This window comes from Spongiactinospora rosea (genome assembly GCF_003315795.1).
In the GTDB taxonomy this organism is placed as follows: domain Bacteria; phylum Actinomycetota; class Actinomycetes; order Streptosporangiales; family Streptosporangiaceae; genus Spongiactinospora; species Spongiactinospora rosea.
Map to the genome: position 1 here is coordinate 1 of NZ_QMEY01000007.1, position 17,909 is coordinate 17,909.

A 17,909-nucleotide genomic window follows, 5' to 3' on the forward strand; every position below is an offset into this window, starting at 1 on the left:
GGCCCTTCCCTCACCACAGGTTGTGTGTCCTGCGGCTCGATCAGTACTACGACCGCCTCCGACTCCCTCCCAGCCGCCGCCCACTTCCCGGCTCCTCACCGGTTATAGGACGGCGTTGTCCACGCCTATCCGCAGCACGCTTCGGCCGGGGAGGGCCTCCCCAGTTCCCGACGCCACCTTCTGAACGTTCCGCGCCCTCTTACGCCGGAGAGTTCCTCGCGGCTGCCTTTCCAGGATCTTCACCGCTTCCATGGCCTTCGCCGTGAACCGCCCGGCTCGGCTCTCTCTTGGTGTCTAACGACGCGGCAGGCTTCGCTTCCGCTACGGACCGCTCAGTTGCTCCCCCAAATGGGCTTTCGACGCTGGGCTTCGACCCGGCCCGTTTCCAGGCCAAGCCGCCAGCCTGCTACCGGGCTCCCTGGCGATTACCCGGACCGGACTCACACCGGCAGGCGACGACGAGCTTGTGATCAGGTCATAGTCGCTGGACGACCACCTCCTTGATCTCTGGGCGCACCGGCTGGAGTACTAGGCCCGTTGAAGCAGCAGATGATCGACGGCTACCGGCAATGGGAAGGTATCGACGTGGTCAACCCTTCAGCTTTTTGGGAGGGGTCGACCAAGGCGCCGTTGGGATTGACCGGCTGGGGGCGGCAGCGTCGGGCGGAGCCTGACATAAGAGAGGGGGGCCGAGCGGAGGGGGAGGGCGATTGGGCGCGAAGTGTGTTTCGCAGGTGATGGCCGGGCGCTGTCGAGGGGTTTGATCGCCCAGGGGAGGCGGGTCGACGGGGCGGGGTGCGGGGGGTGCGGTACGTGTGAAATGCGAGGAATTACGGGGCGGCAAATGGAGTACGTGCCGTATAAGGCCCGAATGTGGATGGGCGGGTTCTTGGTGAAGGGCCCGACGGGGTGGGGGCGGGCTTGTTGTATGAGGGGTTCGGCTTATGGGGGGAATGCAGGTGCTGGGTGTTTGAGGCAGGGGGTGGGAATGCGGGGGCCGGGTGAGGGGTGGCCTCACCCGGCCGGGTGGTGGTTATGGGGGGGGTGGGTCAGCCCAGGCGGAGGAGGGCGTGGCGGAGGCGGGCGGAGGCGCGTTCCGCGTCGCGGCGGGCGCGGCGGACGCGGATCACCTGGCGGATCATGCGTTGCTCCTCTGCCTCCTGGTGGAGGGACCGTATTCGGTCACGCACCAGATCTTCATACATCGAGGGGATTTCGTTGCTCCGTCCGGTGAAGCCGTTCATTTCGGTGGTCCTTTCGTGGTGGTGTGATCTCGCGGGAAGGGTCAGGCGGCGACCGGGGTCTTGCGCGGGCGGCCACGGGGCCGCTTGCGCGGGACGATGGTGCCGCGAAGGATCAGTTCGCCGCCCCAGACGCCCCAGGGCTCCGCGCGTTCGAGCGCGCGGGCCAGGCAGGTCTTCTGGATGGGGCAGCCTCCGCAGAGCGCCTTGGCGAACTCGACGTCCTCTGGGGACTCAGCGAACCAGAGGTCCGGGTCGGAACGACATGGGATGTCGGCTTCGTCGATCAGGTCCATGATCGGCTTGGCCCGCATCAGGGTCACCTCTCACAATGTCGTGTTGATCTTCTTGGGCTGTACCTCTTGAGGTGGTCGGACTGCGGAAATAACTAAGGCCGCGGATCCTGTCTGCGGATCCGCGGCCCTGGAGGTCTTCAGCCGGTCAGGTCGTGACCGGATCTCTCCAGGGGTGCGAACCACGCATGCCACCATTGGCGAACGGGTCGTCGTGCTTGGTCTGCTGCTGTTCACGGACGGTCGTGAAGACCGGGGCGCCCGTGTCGGCGGGCACATAGCCGCCCTTGGCGGCGACCTTGGGCCCACTGCCGAGCCCACTGCGGAGCTGCAGGGTGATCTGGACGGACTCCTGCCGTCGCACTCGTGCCGGACCATCGGCGAGCAGCCTGGTGATCGGGGCGCCGAGGAACACGGCATTGCAGCGGCGCGCGGACGCGAGCCACACCGATGGCGTCATGTTGATAATCACCGGGGACTCACCTCCGCTCTCAGATCTGCTTCACTATCGGGTGAAGCCGGCCGGACAGGAGCGTCCGACTCGCATGTCCATGACCCTAAACCCCAGCACCGCAACCCGGCAACACATTTTCTACCTGCAGTTTTACGTGTCGGTCCGGCGGATCATGCACTCCTGCACCACCGATACCACGAGATCGCCGGAGGCGGTGAACATCTGCCCGCGGGCCAGGCCGCGGGCCGAGCCCGACCAGGGCGACTCCTGGGCGTACAGCAGCCACTCGTCGGCGCGGAACGGCCGGTGGAACCACATCGCGTGGTCGAGCGAGGCGCCCATGATGGGCGACACCCCCCAGGCCAGGCCGTGCGCGAGCAGGACCGTGTTGACCAGGGTGTAGTCGGAGGCGTAGGCGGCGAGCACGATGTGCAGCAGCGGGTCGTCGGGCAGGTCGGCCTCGTAGCGGAACCACACCTGGGTCTCGGAGGAGATCAGGCTGGGGTCGCGCTGCGCCTCCCAGGTCAGCGGGGTGACGTAGCGGGTGTCGACCGGGCGCGGCGCGGACAGCCCCTCGCGCAGCTCGTCGACGTCGCCGAACTGCGCGCGCAGGTGCTCAAGGACGGGCGGCAGGCCCTCCGGGCCGGGCACGGCCGGCATCTGCGCCGCCTGGTGGGAGACGCCCTCCTCGTGGACGTGGAAGGAGGCCGACATCGTGAAGATCGGCCTGCCGTGCTGGATGGCCACCACCCGGCGGGTCGTGAAGGACCGGCCGTCGCGCTGGCGATCGACCTCGTAGACGATCGGCACCGAGGGGTCGCCCGGCCTGATGAAGTAGGCGTGCAGCGAGTGCACCTGCCGGTCGGACGGCACCGTACGGCCGGCCGCGACCAGCGCCTGGGCTGCCACCTGCCCGCCGAACACGCGCTGAATGCGCTCCCGGGGACTGCGGCCACGGAAGAAGTTGAGCTCGATCTGTTCGAGGTCGAGCAGGTCGAGCAGCTCCTTGAGGGCCTCGTTCACCGCGCTGTTCCCCTACCCGTCCTGCTCGAAAAGCTCGACATGCTCGACATGTTCGCCGGGCGAGTGCTGCTCGCCGGCCTCGCCGCCCGCCGTACGGCAGAGCGTGAGGACCATCTCACCGTATCGGTCCAGCTTCACCCGCCCAATACCCGGAATCATCAGCAGGTCGGCCTCGGACGTTGGAACCCGCTCGGCGATGGCCTGCAGCGTGACATCTGTGAAGACCACGTAGGCGGGGACCTTGGCCTCCTTGGCCGTGGTGGAGCGCCACGCCTTCAGCCTCTCCAGCAGCGCCTCGTCATAGTCGGACGGGCAGGTGGTGCACCGGCCGAGCTTTTGTTCCGCCCCGGTGGTCAGGGTCTTGGCGCAGATGCGGCAGCTCACCGGGGCCGCCGCGGCACGGCGGTCGCGGCCGGAGGACGCCGTGCGGGGCGGGGTGACGGAACGGCCGGTCAGGCCGTCCAGGAAACGGGACGGGCGGCGGCTCTTGCGCCCGCCCGGGGTGCGGGCCAGCGCCCAGGACAGATGCAGGTGGGCGCGGGCGCGGGTCACCCCGACGTAGAGCAGCCGGCGCTCCTCCTCGGTCTGGTCGGGCGTCTCGGCGTAGACGATCGGCATCATGCCGTCGGTGAGCCCCACCAGGAACACCGCGTCCCACTCCAGGCCCTTGGCCGAGTGCAGGGAGGCGAACGTCACGCCCTCGATGGGCGGGGCGTGCTGCTCGGCGGCCCGGCGCTCCAGCTCGGCCACGAACGCGGGCAGGTCGGCCCCCCGGGCCGCCATGTCCTCGGCCAGCTCGGCGAGGGCCTTCAGCGACTCCCACCGCTCGCGGGCCCGGCCCCCGTCGGGCGGCTGCGGGGTGAACCCCTTGCCGCCCAGGATGTGGTGGACGGTCGGCGCGAGCGGGTCGTCGGCCGCGGCCGAGCGCGCCGCCCCACGCAGCAGCACGACGGCCTCGCGCACCTCGGGGCGCTCGAAGAAGCGCTCCGCGCCGCGCACCAGGTAGGGGACGCCCGCGGTGGTGAACGCCTGTTCGTACGCCTCGGACTGGGCGTTGATCCGGAACAGCACGGCGATCTCGCGCGCCGACACCCCGGAGTCGATCAGCTTGCGGACCGCCTTGGCCACGCCTTCGGCCTCGGCGGGCTCGTCGTCGAACTCGGCGAACACCGGCACCGGCCCCTCGGGGCGCTGCGCGACCAGCTCCAGCCGGTGCGGTGACCTGGCCTTCTCCAGCACCTTGTTGGCCAGCCCGACCACCTGCGGCGTCGAGCGGTAGTCGCGGACCAGCTTGATCACCGACGCGCCGGGGTGCTCGACCGTGAAGCCGGTGAGGTAGCGCGGGGTGGCGCCGGTGAAGGAGTAGATCGTCTGGTTGGGGTCGCCGACCACGCACAGGTCGTCGCGGCCGCCGAGCCAGGTGTCCAGCAGCAGCTTCTGGAGCGGGTTGACGTCCTGGTACTCGTCCACCACGAAGTAGCGATACTGCTGGCGGATCTGGGCGGCGACCTCCTGGTGCTCGGTCATCACCGCGGCGGTCAGCTCCAGGATCGTCTCGAAGTCGACCAGGTGCCGCTCGCGGCGGATCTCCTCATAAGCCTCATAAAGGCGCGCGACCTCTTCGCCGGGGATCGGCGGGGTGCGGCCGGCCTTCTTGGCCGCCGCCGCGTAGTCGTCGGCGGCGACCTGGGTGACCTTCGCCCACTCGATCTCCGAGGCGATGTCGCGCAGCTCCGCTCGGTCGGGATTGCGCCGGACCCGGCGGCACGCCTCGATCAGCACCGGCAGCTTGGACTCGATGATGGACGGCGCGTCACCGCCGATCACCCTCGGCCAGAAGTAGGTGAGCTGGCGCAGCGCGGCCGCGTGGAACGTGCGGGCCTGCACGCCCGGCGCGCCGAGCGCGCGCAGCCGCTGCCGCAGCTCCCCCGCCGCCCGTGTGGTGAACGTCACCGCCAGGACCGCCTGCGGCTCGACCACGCCGCTGTGCACGGCGTAGGCGATCCGATGGGTGATCGCGCGGGTCTTGCCCGTGCCGGCCCCGGCCAGGACGCACACCGGACCCCGCGTGGCCTCGGCGACCGCGCGCTGCTCGGGGTCAAGGCCCGCCAGAACGTCATAGGGCTCCACGCGATCTCCTTACGCGCGTCGAACAGGTCTGCTGCCACCATCCTTTCAGCCGCCGGCCGCACCTCGCTCCGCTTCGGGCCCGCCTGTGGATAACCCGCAATGCAGGCAAGATGCGAAAACCAAGGGATCTACCCCAGAATGTTGGCGACCATGCCCAGGGAAGGATGAGATCTGTGCGGACCGTGGTGACTGTGGGTGCGCTCGCTCTGGCCGCAGCAGTGCTTCCGACCGTCTTGGCGCCCGCGGCGGCGCAGGCGTCCCGTCCGGTGCCGCCGCCCCCGCCGGTGTCGGAGGAGCAGGCGGAGCCGACGGCCCCGCCCGCGTACACGCCGACGGTGTACCCGGAGGTCCCCGACGCGATGATCAAGACTGTCGCGTACGGGAGGCACGCCCACCAGCGGATGGACGTCTCCTGGGTGCCCGGCCAGGGCCGCAGGCCCGGCGTCTTCGTGCTGCACGGCGGATGGTGGTCCTCGGGGGACAAGAAGTCCGCCACCGCCATCGCGCGGGGGTACGTGGCGCAGGGTTACACCGTCTTCAACGTCAACTACCGGCTGTCCGGCGAGGCCACCTGGCCCGCCCAGCGGGACGACGTGCTCGCCGCCATCGCCGCCGCCAAACGGTACGCCGCCCGCTACTCCTTCGACCCGGAGAACTACGCCATCCTCGGCTTCTCGGCGGGGGGGCACATCGCCGCCGCGGTCGGCACCTACAAGAACGGCCTGCCGGGCCTGAAGGGCGTGGTCGGCATGTCCCCCGTGATCTCGCCGCTGACCGCGTTCGCGGACGGCGCGAGCGAGGCCGTCACCCACAACGGGCGCAAGCTGCGGCAGGCGGCGATCCAGCTGGCCGGGGGCTGCCGCCCGTACGGCCTGTGCGAGAACATCTGGGCGAGCATGGAGGTGCCATGGCAGGCGAGCCGCGGCGACGCGCCGATGCTGGCGATCCACTCGCGCGGGGAGTTCGTGCCGCCGCTGCACAGTCAGTTGCTTCAGGAGCAGTTGCGGCAGGTCGGCGTGCCCATGACGGTCCGCGTGATCCCCGGCGCCCGGCACTCCTCGGCCCTGTACGGCGACGCCGGGGTCTCCAAGCAGGTGTACGCGTGGATCGCCGGAGTGCTCAAGCCGGCGGCGAGATGACACGCCCGGGAAGATGAAGGACCCTCCGGTTGTTGCCAATGGACGGCCGATCTACCACCCCCCGAGGCTCCACTACACGAAGGGAATCTCCGGAATGGCGCTCACGGTCTACACGACGAGCTGGTGCGGTCCCTGCCGACGGCTCAAGGGCCAGCTCACGCGTGAGGGGATCGATTACGAAGTGATCGACATCGAGCGCGACCCGAAGGGCGCAGAGCTCGTGATGAGTGTCAACAACGGCAATATGACCGTTCCGACCGTGCTCTTCGAAGACGGCACGACGATGACCAATCCCTCGGTCATCGATGTCAAGGCCCGGATGGCCGCCATCACGGCCTGACCGGCGCGCACTCCGAGATCATCACCAGTCGCCGGTGAGCCGTTCGCCGTACCAGGTCTCGATGAGGCGGCGTGCGATCGAGACCTCGGGCGGCAGACGTACCTCACCGGCGCGGAGCGCGGCGGCGAGCTCGGCGCGGCTGTACCACCGCGCCTCGGCGATCTCCTGGGGGTCGAGCGTGAGCTCGGTCGCGACGGCCCGCGCGAAGAACCCGAGCATCAGGCTGCGCGGGAACGGCCACGGCTGGCTGCCCAGGTACCGAGGCCCGGTGACCGGTACGCCCACCTCCTCCGCGACCTCGCGGATCACGGCGTGCTCCAGCGACTCCCCCGGCTCCACGAACCCCGCCAGCACCGAGAACCGCCCCTCGGGCCACTGCGGGCCCCGGGCGAGCAGGCAGCGGTCGTCGCCGTCGTGGACCAGCATGATCACCGCCGGGTCCACGCGCGGGAAGTGCTGGCCGCCGTCGGCCGGGCAGACGCGTACGTGGCCGCCCGCCCTGACCTCCGTACGGCCGCCGCAGCGCGGGCAGAACGCATGCGTCGCGTGCCACGCCTCCAGCGCCACCGCGTAGACCATCAGGCCCGCGTCGCGGTCGCCGAGCAGCACGCCCACCTGGCGCAGGCCCGCGGGTACGGCCCGGCCGTCCTCCAGGTCGCCGGTGCCGAGCGGGGGCAGCGCGCGGATCTGCCGGGGATCGGTGTGATCGACGCCGCGGGACGCCACCCCGGGCAGCGGCGCGGACACGGCGAAGTAGGCGATCTGCCGGGAATCGACGCCGAGCAGGTAGCGCGGGCCCGGCGGGGTCTCGTCCGGGGAGAAGTAGACGATCTCCGTCTCGTCCCCGGTGCGGCGGACGAGGGTGCGGCCCTCTTCGATGATCAGTACGCGGGTGGCGGGGTCGTTCCAGGCCCGGTCGAGCCATTCGGTGTCGTCACGCTGCAACGCCGACCGGTCGATGGCGCTGCGCGCCAGCAGTAACGGTCCCAGCAGTTGGTGTACTTCAGCCACATGCCCCACGTATTCCACCCCTTTTACGGGGGACATCCTACTTCGCAGAAAAACATCCCTTGTGGCCGGAAGTAAGGACATAGGGACGCCCCGCCGGAGGGGGCGCATCCGGCGGGGCGTCTTTCGGGGATGGAACGGGATGGGGGGACGGTCAGCGGGAGGTTCGTGCCCGGTCGGCGAAGACGACCAGGTCGTCGCGGTGGCCGCGGCATCCGGGGTCGAACCCTCCCCTGTAGGCGATGAGGCGAAGCTGGTGTTCTCGGGCCGCGCCGTAGACCGCCTGGCCGGGGATGCGGGTCTTGGGATACCGGGCCAGGCGGCGGACGGTGAAGGTGACGGACGTACCGTCCGCCCGTACGACGTGGACGGCGTCGCCCCGCCTCAGGTGCCGTAGGCGGTGGAAGACCGCCGGTCCGGTACGCGAGTCCACGTGACCGGCGACCACGGACACTCCGGGCTCCCCCGGTTCCGGCCCGGCGACGTTCCACCCGGCCACGTCGAACCGCTCGGGCGCCGCCAGACGCCCGCGCCGGTCCAGCCGCAGGCCGATCACCCGCGTGGAGACCCCCACGGACGGCAGGTGGAGCACCACGGGCTTGCCGGCATCACCCTTCGGCGAGGGCGAACGCGACGGGGAAGGAGAGGGGGCCGGTACGGCATGCGCCGCGAGCCGGCCGTCAGGGGGCATGAGGCAGGTCCCCGCCGCCAGGGCCATGGCCAGGGCGGCACTGCCCATGCCATGGAGGGCGGCGCCGGAGCGGCGTACGCCGCGCCAGTGGTCCACGGTCAGCCCTCCGCGTCGACGCGGCGGCGCAGCCAGAGACCGAAGGCCGCCAGCCCGCCCAGCCCGGCCAGCCCCGCGAGGCCCGCCAGCACCCCGGCGGGCAGGCCCGCGTCCGTGGCCGCGGACTGCGCCGCCACCGGCTTGGCGTCCCCGGCGACGGTCGCGGCGGCCTCGGCCGACGTACCGGCGGCCTTGGCATCCGCCTGGCCCCGGGCGAGGTCGTCGCCCCGCGCAGAGTCGTCGCTCTGCCGAAAGTCGCGCTGGGACGTAGCGCCCTTGCCGTTGTCCGCGCCACCGCGCGGGGCCCGGCGATCGTCGTCATCGCCTTTGGCCTTGCCGGCGCGCGCCGCGCGGCGGTCCCTGTCGTCGCCGTTGTCGTCGCCGTTGTCGTCGCCGTTGTCATCGTCGTCCCCGTCGTCGTCCCCATCGTCCGCGGCCGCCGGGAAGGTGAGGGCGGGCGCGGCGGGGCCCGCGAGGGCCGGGGCGGCGAGGACGGTGCCGGAGGCGGCCAGGGCGAGGACGACGGCGACGGTGAGCGCCGTACGGCGAAGCTCAAGGGTCATCGGAGGCTCCTGTCGTGTGCGTGCGCGGCATCTCCGCGGCGACATCCACCCTCGCCCCCGCCCGTGAGCCCCCGATGAGGGTCGGATGAGAGGTCTCCCATCGCATCGCCCCAGGTCAGCCCCGCATACGGTACCCAGTCCCGCGAACCGTCTGGATCCGGTCGGCCCCGATCTTGCGCCGGAGGTAGCGTACGTACACGTCCACCACGTTGGACCCGGGGTCGAAGTCGAACCCCCACACGTGGCTCAGCAACTGCTCGCGCGTGAGCACCTGGTCCGGATGCCGGAAGAACACCTCCGCCAGCGCGAACTCCCGCGTGGACAGCTCCACCGGCCGGTCGCCGACGTAGACCCGGCGGGCGCGCAGGTCGAGGGAGAGGTCACCGGCCCGCAGCACGGTCACCTCCGGTACGCGGTCGCCGCGCAGCCGCAGCCGGACCCGCGCCAGCAGCTCCTCGAAGGCGAACGGCTTGGCGATGTAGTCGTCCGCCCCGCCCGAAAGGCCCGCCACGGTGTCGGCCACGCCGTCCCTGGCGGTGAGGATGATGACCGGGATCGCGGCCCGGGTCTCGCGCAGCCGCCGCAGCACCGTGAAGCCGTCCCGCAGCGGCAGGCCGATGTCCAGGATGAGCAGGTCGAACGCCCCGCTGGCCGCGTACTCGTAGGCCGCCACGCCGTCCTCCACGACGGTCGTGGCGAAGCCGTTGCCGCGCAGCCCCTTCTCCAGGAAGGAGGCGATGCGGCGTTCGTCCTCGGCGATCAGGATGCGGTTCATCGGGACTCCAGCATGATCTCGATCGTGTCGCCGACGTCGTCCGGCGGTTCCCTGCGCGCGTTGTGGAAGGGGATGCTGATGACGAACAGCGCGCCGCCGCCGCCCGCGCTCTCGACGTGCACCCGGCCGCCGTGCGCCACGGCGATGGACCTGACGATGGCCAGGCCCAGCCCGGCCCCCTCGCCGGTACGGCCGCCGCCGCGCACGAACCGCGCGAAGATCCGCTCGCGGTCCTGGGCGCGTACGCCGGGACCGCTGTCACGCACCCACAGCACCACCTCGGCTCCCCGTACGGCCGAGCCCGCCGCCACCAGGTCGCCCGGCCCGGTGTGCCGCACCGCGTTGGCGATGAGCTGCATCATCGCCTGGGTGAGCCGCTGCCCGTCGGCCCTGATGGAGGCGTCGGCGACCTCCTCGACCCGCCAGTCGCGCGGGCCGAGCGGGCGGGCCTTGGCCAGCACGGTGACGGTGAGGTCGGCCAGCTCCACGTCGTCGAGGGCGAGGAAGCCGGGTTGCTCGGCCTTGGCGAGGGTGAGCAGGTCGTCCACGATGCGGTTCATCCGGCTCAGCTCGTCGGTGACCAGCGCGATCGTCTCGGCGCGGTCCTGGGGGTCGTCGCCCATGAGCTCCAGATGGCCGCGGATGACGGTGATGGGCGTGCGCAGTTCGTGTCCGGCGTCGTCCACGAAGTCGCGCTGTACGGCGAACGCGCGCTCCAGCCGGTCCAGCATGCGGTTGAAGGTCGCGGCGAGCGCGGCGACGTCGTCGTTGCCGGGTACGTGCAGCCGGCGGGTGAGGTCGCTGGAGTCGTTGATCCGCTCGGCGGCCTGGCGCACCAGGCGTACCGGGGCGAGCACCCGCCCGGCGACCCACCAGCCCGCCGAGCCGGCCAGCAGCAGCGCCACCCCGGCGGTGACGGCCACCGCCCGGACCGACTCGTCCACCTCCCGCGCGTGGTGCTCGTAGAAGACCGCGATCACGAAGTGCCCGATGTCGGCACCGCTGCGGACCGGGATGACGGCATAGCGCACGGTGCCCGCGCTGGTCGGCAGCCAGGCCGCGTACGGCTCGGTGGCCCGCGCGAGCCTGGCGACCAGCGCGTCGTCGGCGCTGAGGTCCAGCTCCGGGGTCACGTACGTCCTGCGGCCCTTCTTGCCGTTGACGATGGTGAAGAACGTCTCGTGCCGGTCGGGCGCGTTGACCACGAGGTGGCCGGTCAGCAGCCGCTCGACGTCGCGTTCGGTGCGGCCCGCCTCCTTGATGTAGTTGCCGAGCTTTTCGGCCTCGTTGCCCAGTTCGGCGTTGACCCGCTCCTCCATGCGGGCGTGCAGCAAGGTCCAGGTCGCGAAGACCGAGACCGCCAGGGCGAGGGTGACGACGAGCAGCATCCAGCCCACGATCCGGGCCCGGGCGCTCATCGGTCAGTCATCCCCGCCTTCGTCGCCGTCGTCACCGTCATCGCCCACGTCGTCGTCGCCTCCACCGCGCGGCGGCGGTGGCGGCTCGACCGGCTCGGCGGGGCGGGCCGGGCGCTCCCGCGGCGAGGCCCGCTCAGGCGAGCGCTTCTCCGGCGAACTCCTCTTGAGCGGCGGCTTCTCGACAACGGCGATGGTCTTCTCGGCAGCGGGCTTCTCGGCAGTGATCTTCTCGGCAGCGGGCCCCGGGCCGACCACGATCGTGCGGCGCAGGTCGGGCGGATCGACGCTGACCGCCCGCACCAGCCCGACCATCGCCGACGCCGCCGTCACGGCTCCCACGGCGACGGCGAGGACGGCGATCACGGAGGTACGGCGGCTCATGGCCCCAACGTAAGCGGCCCTGCCCGAGAGAATCGTGAGAGCCGGATGAGAACCCTCTCATCCGTCCATTCCACGCCACCCGCTCAGCCGATTATCGACATCTTTCGCGAATGACCACTCGCGCCACGGGCCGATCGTCGCGGGGCTAAGATACGACGGGTTAGGTTAGCCTTACCTGATCCGGGGGTGCCTGCGTGCGGCTGTACATCACCGCGCTCAAACCGACCGACTCCGTGACCGACGGATTCCTGCCCGCCGCCCGCGCCCTGGGCTGCGAGGTCACCGTACTCACCGACCGCCCCGAGCACCACCGGCGGGTACACCCGGGCGAGGTGATCGCCTGCGACGTACGCGACCCGCGCGCCGTGATCGACGTCATCGCCCACCACCACCGCCCCGACGCGATCTTCTCCAACTCCGACCACGTCCAGCCGGAGACCGCCCTCGCCGCCGCCTACTTCGGCCTGCCCGGCAAGGACTGGCGGGCCTGCCTGGCGGCCAAGAACAAGGCCCTCACCCGGCGCGGGCTGGCCGAGGCCGGGGTCGAGCGGGTCCGGTCCGTACGACTGGCGCCGGACGACCCCGCCGACCCCACCGCCGTCCCCTTCCCCGCCGTCGTCAAGCCGCGCGAGGGCGTGGCCAGCGAAGACGTCGTCCTGGTCGAAGACGCCACGGCCCTGGCCGCCGCCGTCCAGCGGACCAGGGCCAGGCGGCCCGGCGAGGCGCTGGTCGTGGAGGAGTACCTGGAGGGCCCGGTACGCACCCTGGAGACCATCGGCGACGGCCGTGAGACGCGCGTGCTCGGCGGGTTCGCCACCACGCTCGGCCCCCGCCCGCACTTCGTGGAAGAGCGCCTGGACTGGTCCCCCACCGTGCCGTACGAGCACACCAAGCACGTCCTGTCCGCGCTGACCGCGCTCGGGGTGGGCTTCGGCGCGTGCCACACCGAGTACGCGGTGACCCCCGCCGGGCCGCGGATCATCGAGGTCAACTACCGGGTGATCGGCGACCACTGCGACTTCCTGCTGGCCGACCTGCTGGGCGTGCCGCTGTTCGAGCAGATCCTGCGCGTCCACCTCGGCGAACGCCTGCCGCAAACCCATCCCACGCCCGCGCAGAGGGCGGGCGTCGCGCTCAGCCTGCTCGCCGAACGCTCCGGGACGATCAGCGCGGCCCCGCCCGCCATCGACCCGGCGGCCGGGGGCGACGGCGTGCGGCTGTGGCACCGCCCGCTGCGCGCGCTCGGCGACCGCGTGGAGCACAGCAACACCAACCGCGACTACCTGGGCATCGTCCGGGCCATCGGCGGCGACACCGCCGCCGTGGACGCCGCCATCGCCGCCTTCCGCGCCGCCCACCCCTGGACGGTGACCGCGTGAGCGACCGGGAGTGCTACCTGGCCGCCCGCGTGGTGAACGCGCTGCTGCGCGAGGACTACGGCGGCCTGTCCGGCCGGGTCACCCGCACCAAGGACGGCGTGGCGCTGGAGCTTCCGGGCGCGCGCCGGGTACGCCTGACCCCCGGCTCCCTCTACCAGGACTTCGTGGTCGCCCCCGACGAGTCCCTGGGCCTGTCCACCGTGCTCGGCGCGGTCGCCGAGATCTCCGAGCACGCCGACGCGGCCGGGGTGAAGGCGCTCGCCGTGGAGTGCCGCGCCGCGCTGCGCGCGCTGGAGCTGCACGACGCGCGGCGCGAGGAGGTGATGGCGCGGATCGGGCGCGACCCGCGCCACCGCGACGCGATCGACTACGAGACGCTGGCGGCGTTCGTCGACCATCCGGTCTATCCGACGGCCCGCGCCCGCTACGGCCTGTCGGAGGCCGAGCTGCTGGCCTACGCGCCGGAGTTCGCGCCGTCGTTCGAGCTGCGCTGGGCGGCGGTGCCGCGCGAGCGGGCGCGCGGGGCGCGGGTGCCGTTCGGGCCGTCGTTCCGGGAGGTCGGCCTGCCCGACCTGGGCGCGAGCCATGTGCCGTTCCCGGTGCATCCGCTGTCGGTGCGGGTGGTGGGCCGGATGCCGGGGGTGCGCGTCGGCCCGCTGCCGTACCTCCGGGTGCGGCCCACGCTGTCGATGCGCACGGTCCAGACCGGGCCGGGCACCCACCTGAAGCTGCCGCTCGCGGCCAGTACGCTCGGGCTGCGCAACCGGCGGTCCATCAAGCCGGGCACCCTCACCGACGGCGCGCTGGCCGAACGGCTGCTGCGCGAGGTGCTGGCCGCCGAGCCGGAGTTCGCCGACGTGATCATGCTGGCCGACGAGCAGGTGTTCGGGCACGCCGGGCACGAGTACCTGGCCTGGATGATCCGGACCATCCCGGACACGCCGGTCATCCCGGTGGCAGCGCTGCTCGCCCCCGCCCCCGGCGGCGACACCGTGATCGCCGAGGTCGCCCGCGCGTCCGGGCGCGACGTCGCCGACGTCCTGCGCGGCTACCTGCGGCTGCTGCTGCGCTGGAACGTCCGGCTCTTCGTCAAGTACGGCATCGCCCTGGAGGCCCACCAGCAGAACCTCTCGCTGACCCCCGCCGGGCCCCCGGCCCTGCTGATCAAGGACAACGACGGGCTGCTCGCCTCCCCCGAGCACCTGCGCGCCGCCGGGCTCGGCGTACCCGCGTTCGCCGACGCGCGGATGCTCACCGACGACCCCCACGCGCTGGCCGACGTGTTCGTCACCATCACCCTGCACCTGGCCGCCGCCGCGGTGGCCTTCGGCGCGCTGCCCGCCGACGCCGCGCGCCGGTTGGTCAGGGACACCCTCGCCGACGCGCTGGCCGAGCACGGCGACCACCCGCTCGCCAGGCTGCTGCGCGCCCGCACGCTCGACGCCGCGCGCCTGGTCGGCAAGGCCATGCTGACCGCGGGCACCCTGGTCGACAAGACCCGCACCGGGGCTTCGGACGTGAACAAGTACTACGGCACGGGCGGCCCCAACTACCTGCGCCGGATCTGACCACCGACCCACTCCTCTACCTAAGGGGCACGACCGCACGTGGACAGCCTGCTGCTCGAATCGCCGGAGACCGCGCACGACACGCGTTTCTCGGCCGCCGCCGAGGAGGCCACGGTGGCCGCGCTGCTGCGCTGCTGCCTCCGGGAGGTGGCCGGGCCGCGCGGCGAGGTGTGGCCGGTGCCCCCGTACCTGTTCCTGCGGGTGGCGGGCACGCTGATCCGGGTGCGGGCGAGCGGCGGCACGGCGCTGCGGTTCGACGGGCCGCCGTCCTGGCTGGAGGACGGCGAGTGGCGTCCGCTGACCTCGCGGCTGCTGATCGCGCTGGTCCAGGACGGGCTGGGCGAGGACGGCGGGGGCAACGAGGAGTTCGGCGGGCAGGTGGCGGCCAGCAGGGAGGCGATCAGGACGATCCTGGCCGCCCGCGAGCGCGCGGTGCCCCCGGAGAGCCCGTGGCTGGCCTCCGAGCAGGCGCTGACCGTCGGCCACCCGTTCCACCCCAGCCCCAAGGCCCGCACCGCGCCCGGCTGGCTGCGCTACGCCCCCGAGGCGCACGCCCGTTTCCCGCTGCGGCTGCTCGGGGTCCGTCAGGACGTACTGGTGTCCAAGGGCGACACCACCGCGCTGGACAAGCTCGACGCGCAGGGCACGACGCCCCCCGGGTACGCGCTGCTGCCCGCCCACCCCTGGCAGCTCGACCTGCTCGCCGCCGACCTCGCCGGGCCGCTCGCCGACGGGCGGCTGGTGGACCTGGGGCCGGGCCGCCTGCCCGCGGTGCCGACCTCTTCGGTGCGTACCGTGCACGAGCCGGTCACCGGCATGTGCCTGAAGTTCAGCCTGGACGTGCGGATCACCAACTGCGTCCGCAAGAACGCCTGGTACGAGCTGGAGGGCGCGGTGGCCCTCAGCGAACGCCTGGAGCCCGTGTTCGCCGACCTGGCCGAACGCTTCCCCGGCACCCGCTGGCTGCCCGAGCCGGGCTTTCGCAGCGCCGCGCTCGGCACCCGCCTGCTCGAAGGGCTCGGCGTGATCCTGCGCGTCTCGCCGCCGTCCACGTCGCTGCTGGCCGCCGCCCTGGCGACCGGCGGGCCGCTGCCCCAGGCCGTGCGCGAACGCCAGGCCGCCGACCCGGTCCGCTGGTGGGCCGCGTACGTCCGGCGGGTGGCCCTCCCGGTGCTCGACGCCTACTTCACCCACGGCGTGGTCCTTGAGGCCCACCTCCAGAACGTGCTGATCGCCACCGACGCCTGTGGCATGCCCACCGAGGCCGTCTTCCGCGACCTGGAGGGCGCCAAGCTCACCACCGGCAGGCACGACCTCACCGGCCTGCCCGACGCCGTGGCCGCCGCCCTGTCCTACTCCGCCGACCAGGGCTGGAACCGCGTCGCCTACTGCCTGCTGGTCAACCACCTCCCGGAGATCGCCGCCACCCTCGCGGCGCGCGGCGACGGCGAGCGGATGCTGGCCGAACTGTGGGGCGTGGCCTACGACGAATTGTCGGCCTATGCCGGTTCCCGCCAGTGGCCTGCGCGGATGCGCGACCTGCTGGCCGGGGCGCCGCTGCCGGCCAAGGCCAACCTTTCGGTACGGTGGGCGCGCTCGGCCGACCGGACCGCCGGATACGTGCCCGTCGCCAACCCGCTGGCGGGCCGGGACGGCGCGGGCATCAGGAAGGAGCCGGGTGAATGATCGAGCTGCCCGCCGGGGTCCGTGACATCGCCGAACGCCTGTCGCATGACCGTCCCGCCTACGTCTACGACCTGGCCGGGCTCGCCGCGCACGCCGCCGCGGTGCGCGAGGCGATGGCCGGGGTCGAGCTGTACTACGCGGTCAAGGCCAACCCCGACGCCGAGATCCTGCGCGCCCTGACCCCGTTCGTGGACGGCTTCGAGGTCTCTTCCGGCGGCGAGCTGGCCCATGTGCGCGCGACCGCACCGGGGGTGCCGGTGGCGTTCGGCGGGCCCGGCAAGACCGTGGCGGAGCTGTCGGAGGCGGCGGGGGTGGCCCGGCTGCACGTCGAGAGCCCGGTCGAGCTGCGCCGCCTGATCGCGCTCGGCGACGGGCCGGTGGACATCCTGTTGCGGCTCAACCTGGACGTTCCGGTGGCGGGCGCGGCGCTGACGATGGGCGGCGGGGCGACGCCGTTCGGGATGGACGACGACGGGCTGCGCGAGTGCCTGCAACTGATCGAGGGCGAGCCGTGCGTACGTCTGTGCGGCGTACAGGCCCACCTGGCCAGCGGTCTCGGCGCCCCCGAGCTCCTCGGCCTGGCCCGCGCCGTGCTCGGGCGCGCCCGCGAGCTCGGCCGCCCCGAGATCAACCTGGGTGGCGGCACGGCCGTCTCCTACACCGACCCCGCAGCCCGCTTCGACTGGGCCGCCTACGGCGCGGGCCTGCGCGACCTGCGCCAGGAGGGCGAGACCCTGCGCATCGAGCCGGGCCGGGCCGTCACCGCCTACTGCGGCTGGTACCTGACCCGCGTGCTCGACGTGAAACGCGTCCACGGACGGCGCTTCGCCATCGTCACCGGCGGCACCCACCACCTGCGCACCCCCGTCACCAAGGGCCACGACCAGCCCTTCGTCACCCTCCCGGGCGACCGCCCCGACCCCGAACCCACCACCATCGCCGGCCGCCTCTGCACCCCGAAGGACGTCTTCGCCCGCGATGTCCCGGCCGCCCTGGCCCCTGGAGACGTGGTGGCGTTCGCGATGGCAGGGGCATACGCATGGAACATCTCCCATTACGACTTCCTGATGCACGAGAGGCCAGAGTTCCACTACGTTACGTGACGAAGCGGTAAAGATTCGTTATCGTGAGCGGAGAAGGAGCCGAAAGGTGGAACCGTCATGCTCATGGCACTCTCCCGTGACCGCCTTCTTGAGGCCGGGCCGATCGACACCCTGTGCCAGCACATCAACGACCTTGGCTTCAAGGCCGAGATCGTGCGCGGGAGCGTCGTCGTGAGCCCGATGACCACAAGGCTCCACTCCCGGGTGGTGCACAGGCTCACCAAGGCGCTCTCCCCGCTCGTCCTTCAGCACGAGTGGGAGCTTCATCAGACCGTCGCCGTGCGGATTCCGCCGGAGCGAGGTGACATGCGGCTGCCCGATCTGCTGGTGATGCCCTCCGACGACGAACTCGGCGAGGGGCAGGTCGATGGAGCCGCATGCCTGCTGGCCGCAGAGGTCTGCTCACCCGGCACGCGTGATGTTGACTACAGGGACAAACCCCACGAATACGCCCGGGTCGGCATCCCGCTCTATCTCATCCTCGACCCCCTGATCGAGCCGCCCAGCTCGACCTTGATGAGCGAGCCCGGCAACGGCTACTACGAGAAGGTCACCGTCGTCGAGGCCGGGAAGCCGCTCGCACTGCCCCCGCCCTTCGGGATCACGATCGACACCGGGGTG

General features: G+C 72.0%; 16 protein-coding genes and 1 pseudogene. 7 read left to right on the forward strand and 10 right to left on the reverse strand.

Annotated features, from left to right (window positions below; all coding sequences use genetic code 11):
* Positions 1 to 1,285: 1,285 nt before the first annotated feature.
* The 4 genes from DP939_RS18060 to DP939_RS18075 form a co-directional block, all read right to left on the reverse strand.
* Entirely contained in the window at positions 1,286 to 1,555 is a 270-nt protein-coding gene (locus tag DP939_RS18060) for a WhiB family transcriptional regulator (RefSeq protein WP_111171209.1), read from the reverse strand.
* Positions 1,556 to 1,682: 127 nt separating this feature from the next.
* Positions 1,683 to 1,994 (reverse strand): hypothetical protein, encoded by a 312-nt coding sequence (locus tag DP939_RS18065; RefSeq protein ID WP_113981903.1) that lies wholly within the window; start codon positions 1,992 to 1,994, stop codon positions 1,683 to 1,685.
* A gap of 144 nt (positions 1,995 to 2,138) precedes the next feature.
* A complete protein-coding gene (locus DP939_RS18070; protein WP_113981904.1) occupies positions 2,139 to 3,011 on the reverse strand; it encodes an acyl-CoA thioesterase in 873 nt (290 codons plus the stop codon).
* A 12-nt stretch (positions 3,012 to 3,023) separates the two neighbouring features.
* Entirely contained in the window at positions 3,024 to 5,141 is a 2,118-nt protein-coding gene (locus DP939_RS18075; protein ID WP_113981905.1) for an ATP-dependent DNA helicase UvrD2, read from the reverse strand.
* 191 nt (positions 5,142 to 5,332) lie between these two features.
* Between DP939_RS18075 and DP939_RS18080 the strand changes: the two genes are divergently transcribed.
* Positions 5,333 to 6,280 carry an alpha/beta hydrolase gene (locus tag DP939_RS18080; RefSeq protein WP_225878327.1) on the forward strand — a complete coding sequence of 316 codons (948 nt, stop codon included), beginning with the start codon at positions 5,333 to 5,335 and terminating at the stop codon, positions 6,278 to 6,280.
* A 94-nt stretch (positions 6,281 to 6,374) separates the two neighbouring features.
* On the forward strand, positions 6,375 to 6,620 hold the full coding sequence (locus DP939_RS18085) for a mycoredoxin (RefSeq protein ID WP_113981907.1): 246 nt from the start codon (positions 6,375 to 6,377) through the stop codon (positions 6,618 to 6,620).
* Positions 6,621 to 6,641: 21 nt separating this feature from the next.
* Here DP939_RS18085 and nudC read toward each other — a convergent pair whose 3' ends face one another.
* From nudC to DP939_RS46215, 6 genes are all read right to left on the reverse strand, one after another.
* Positions 6,642 to 7,631: an NAD(+) diphosphatase gene (gene nudC, locus DP939_RS18090; protein WP_404828597.1), complete on the reverse strand. Its 990-nt coding sequence runs from the start codon at positions 7,629 to 7,631 to the stop codon at positions 6,642 to 6,644.
* A 151-nt stretch (positions 7,632 to 7,782) separates the two neighbouring features.
* The gene (locus DP939_RS18095) at positions 7,783 to 8,415 is read right to left on the reverse strand and encodes a sortase domain-containing protein (RefSeq protein ID WP_113981909.1); all 633 of its coding nucleotides are present in this window, start codon (positions 8,413 to 8,415) and stop codon (positions 7,783 to 7,785) included.
* Positions 8,416 to 8,417: 2 nt separating this feature from the next.
* Complete coding sequence (locus tag DP939_RS47010; RefSeq protein WP_199565243.1) at positions 8,418 to 8,978, reverse strand: hypothetical protein; 561 nt, start codon at positions 8,976 to 8,978, stop codon at positions 8,418 to 8,420.
* A gap of 115 nt (positions 8,979 to 9,093) precedes the next feature.
* The gene (locus DP939_RS18105; RefSeq protein WP_113981910.1) at positions 9,094 to 9,753 is read right to left on the reverse strand and encodes a response regulator transcription factor; all 660 of its coding nucleotides are present in this window, start codon (positions 9,751 to 9,753) and stop codon (positions 9,094 to 9,096) included.
* Positions 9,750 to 11,171 carry a sensor histidine kinase gene (locus DP939_RS18110; RefSeq protein ID WP_113981911.1) on the reverse strand — a complete coding sequence of 474 codons (1,422 nt, stop codon included), beginning with the start codon at positions 11,169 to 11,171 and terminating at the stop codon, positions 9,750 to 9,752. Before DP939_RS18110 ends, DP939_RS18105 begins: the two co-directional genes overlap by 4 nt.
* Positions 11,172 to 11,174: 3 nt before the next feature.
* Positions 11,175 to 11,552 carry a hypothetical protein gene (locus tag DP939_RS46215; protein ID WP_158578605.1) on the reverse strand — a complete coding sequence of 126 codons (378 nt, stop codon included), beginning with the start codon at positions 11,550 to 11,552 and terminating at the stop codon, positions 11,175 to 11,177.
* Between the two features lie 194 nt (positions 11,553 to 11,746).
* Between DP939_RS46215 and DP939_RS18120 the strand changes: the two genes are divergently transcribed.
* The 5 genes and pseudogenes from DP939_RS18120 to DP939_RS47860 all read left to right on the forward strand — a co-directional run.
* Positions 11,747 to 12,931 (forward strand): ATP-grasp domain-containing protein, encoded by a 1,185-nt coding sequence (locus DP939_RS18120; RefSeq protein ID WP_113981913.1) that lies wholly within the window; start codon positions 11,747 to 11,749, stop codon positions 12,929 to 12,931.
* The gene (locus DP939_RS18125) at positions 12,928 to 14,499 is read left to right on the forward strand and encodes an IucA/IucC family protein (RefSeq protein ID WP_113981914.1); all 1,572 of its coding nucleotides are present in this window, start codon (positions 12,928 to 12,930) and stop codon (positions 14,497 to 14,499) included. Before DP939_RS18120 ends, DP939_RS18125 begins: the two co-directional genes overlap by 4 nt.
* 39 nt (positions 14,500 to 14,538) lie before the next feature.
* Positions 14,539 to 16,185 (forward strand): IucA/IucC family protein, encoded by a 1,647-nt coding sequence (locus DP939_RS18130; RefSeq protein WP_225878329.1) that lies wholly within the window; start codon positions 14,539 to 14,541, stop codon positions 16,183 to 16,185.
* Positions 16,182 to 17,288, forward strand: coding sequence for an alanine racemase (locus DP939_RS18135; protein ID WP_113981915.1), 1,107 nt, complete (start codon positions 16,182 to 16,184; stop codon positions 17,286 to 17,288). The genes DP939_RS18130 and DP939_RS18135 overlap by 4 nt, the downstream gene beginning before the upstream one ends.
* Positions 17,289 to 17,351: 63 nt before the next feature.
* A pseudogene (locus DP939_RS47860) lies at positions 17,352 to 17,888 on the forward strand (Uma2 family endonuclease); the annotation flags it as partial.
* Positions 17,889 to 17,909 lie beyond the last annotated feature (21 nt).

Coding starts and splice junctions, on each gene's coding strand:
- DP939_RS18060 (WP_111171209.1), bottom strand. CDS start 1,555: ATGCGGGCCAAGCCGATCATGGACCTGATCGACGAAGCCGACATCCCA.
- DP939_RS18065 (WP_113981903.1), bottom strand. CDS start 1,994: ATGACGCCATCGGTGTGGCTCGCGTCCGCGCGCCGCTGCAATGCCGTG.
- DP939_RS18085 (WP_113981907.1), top strand. CDS start 6,375: ATGGCGCTCACGGTCTACACGACGAGCTGGTGCGGTCCCTGCCGACGG.
- DP939_RS47010 (WP_199565243.1), bottom strand. CDS start 8,978: ATGACCCTTGAGCTTCGCCGTACGGCGCTCACCGTCGCCGTCGTCCTC.
- DP939_RS18105 (WP_113981910.1), bottom strand. CDS start 9,753: ATGAACCGCATCCTGATCGCCGAGGACGAACGCCGCATCGCCTCCTTC.
- DP939_RS18110 (WP_113981911.1), bottom strand. CDS start 11,171: ATGAGCGCCCGGGCCCGGATCGTGGGCTGGATGCTGCTCGTCGTCACC.
- DP939_RS46215 (WP_158578605.1), bottom strand. CDS start 11,552: ATGAGCCGCCGTACCTCCGTGATCGCCGTCCTCGCCGTCGCCGTGGGA.
- DP939_RS18135 (WP_113981915.1), top strand. CDS start 16,182: ATGATCGAGCTGCCCGCCGGGGTCCGTGACATCGCCGAACGCCTGTCG.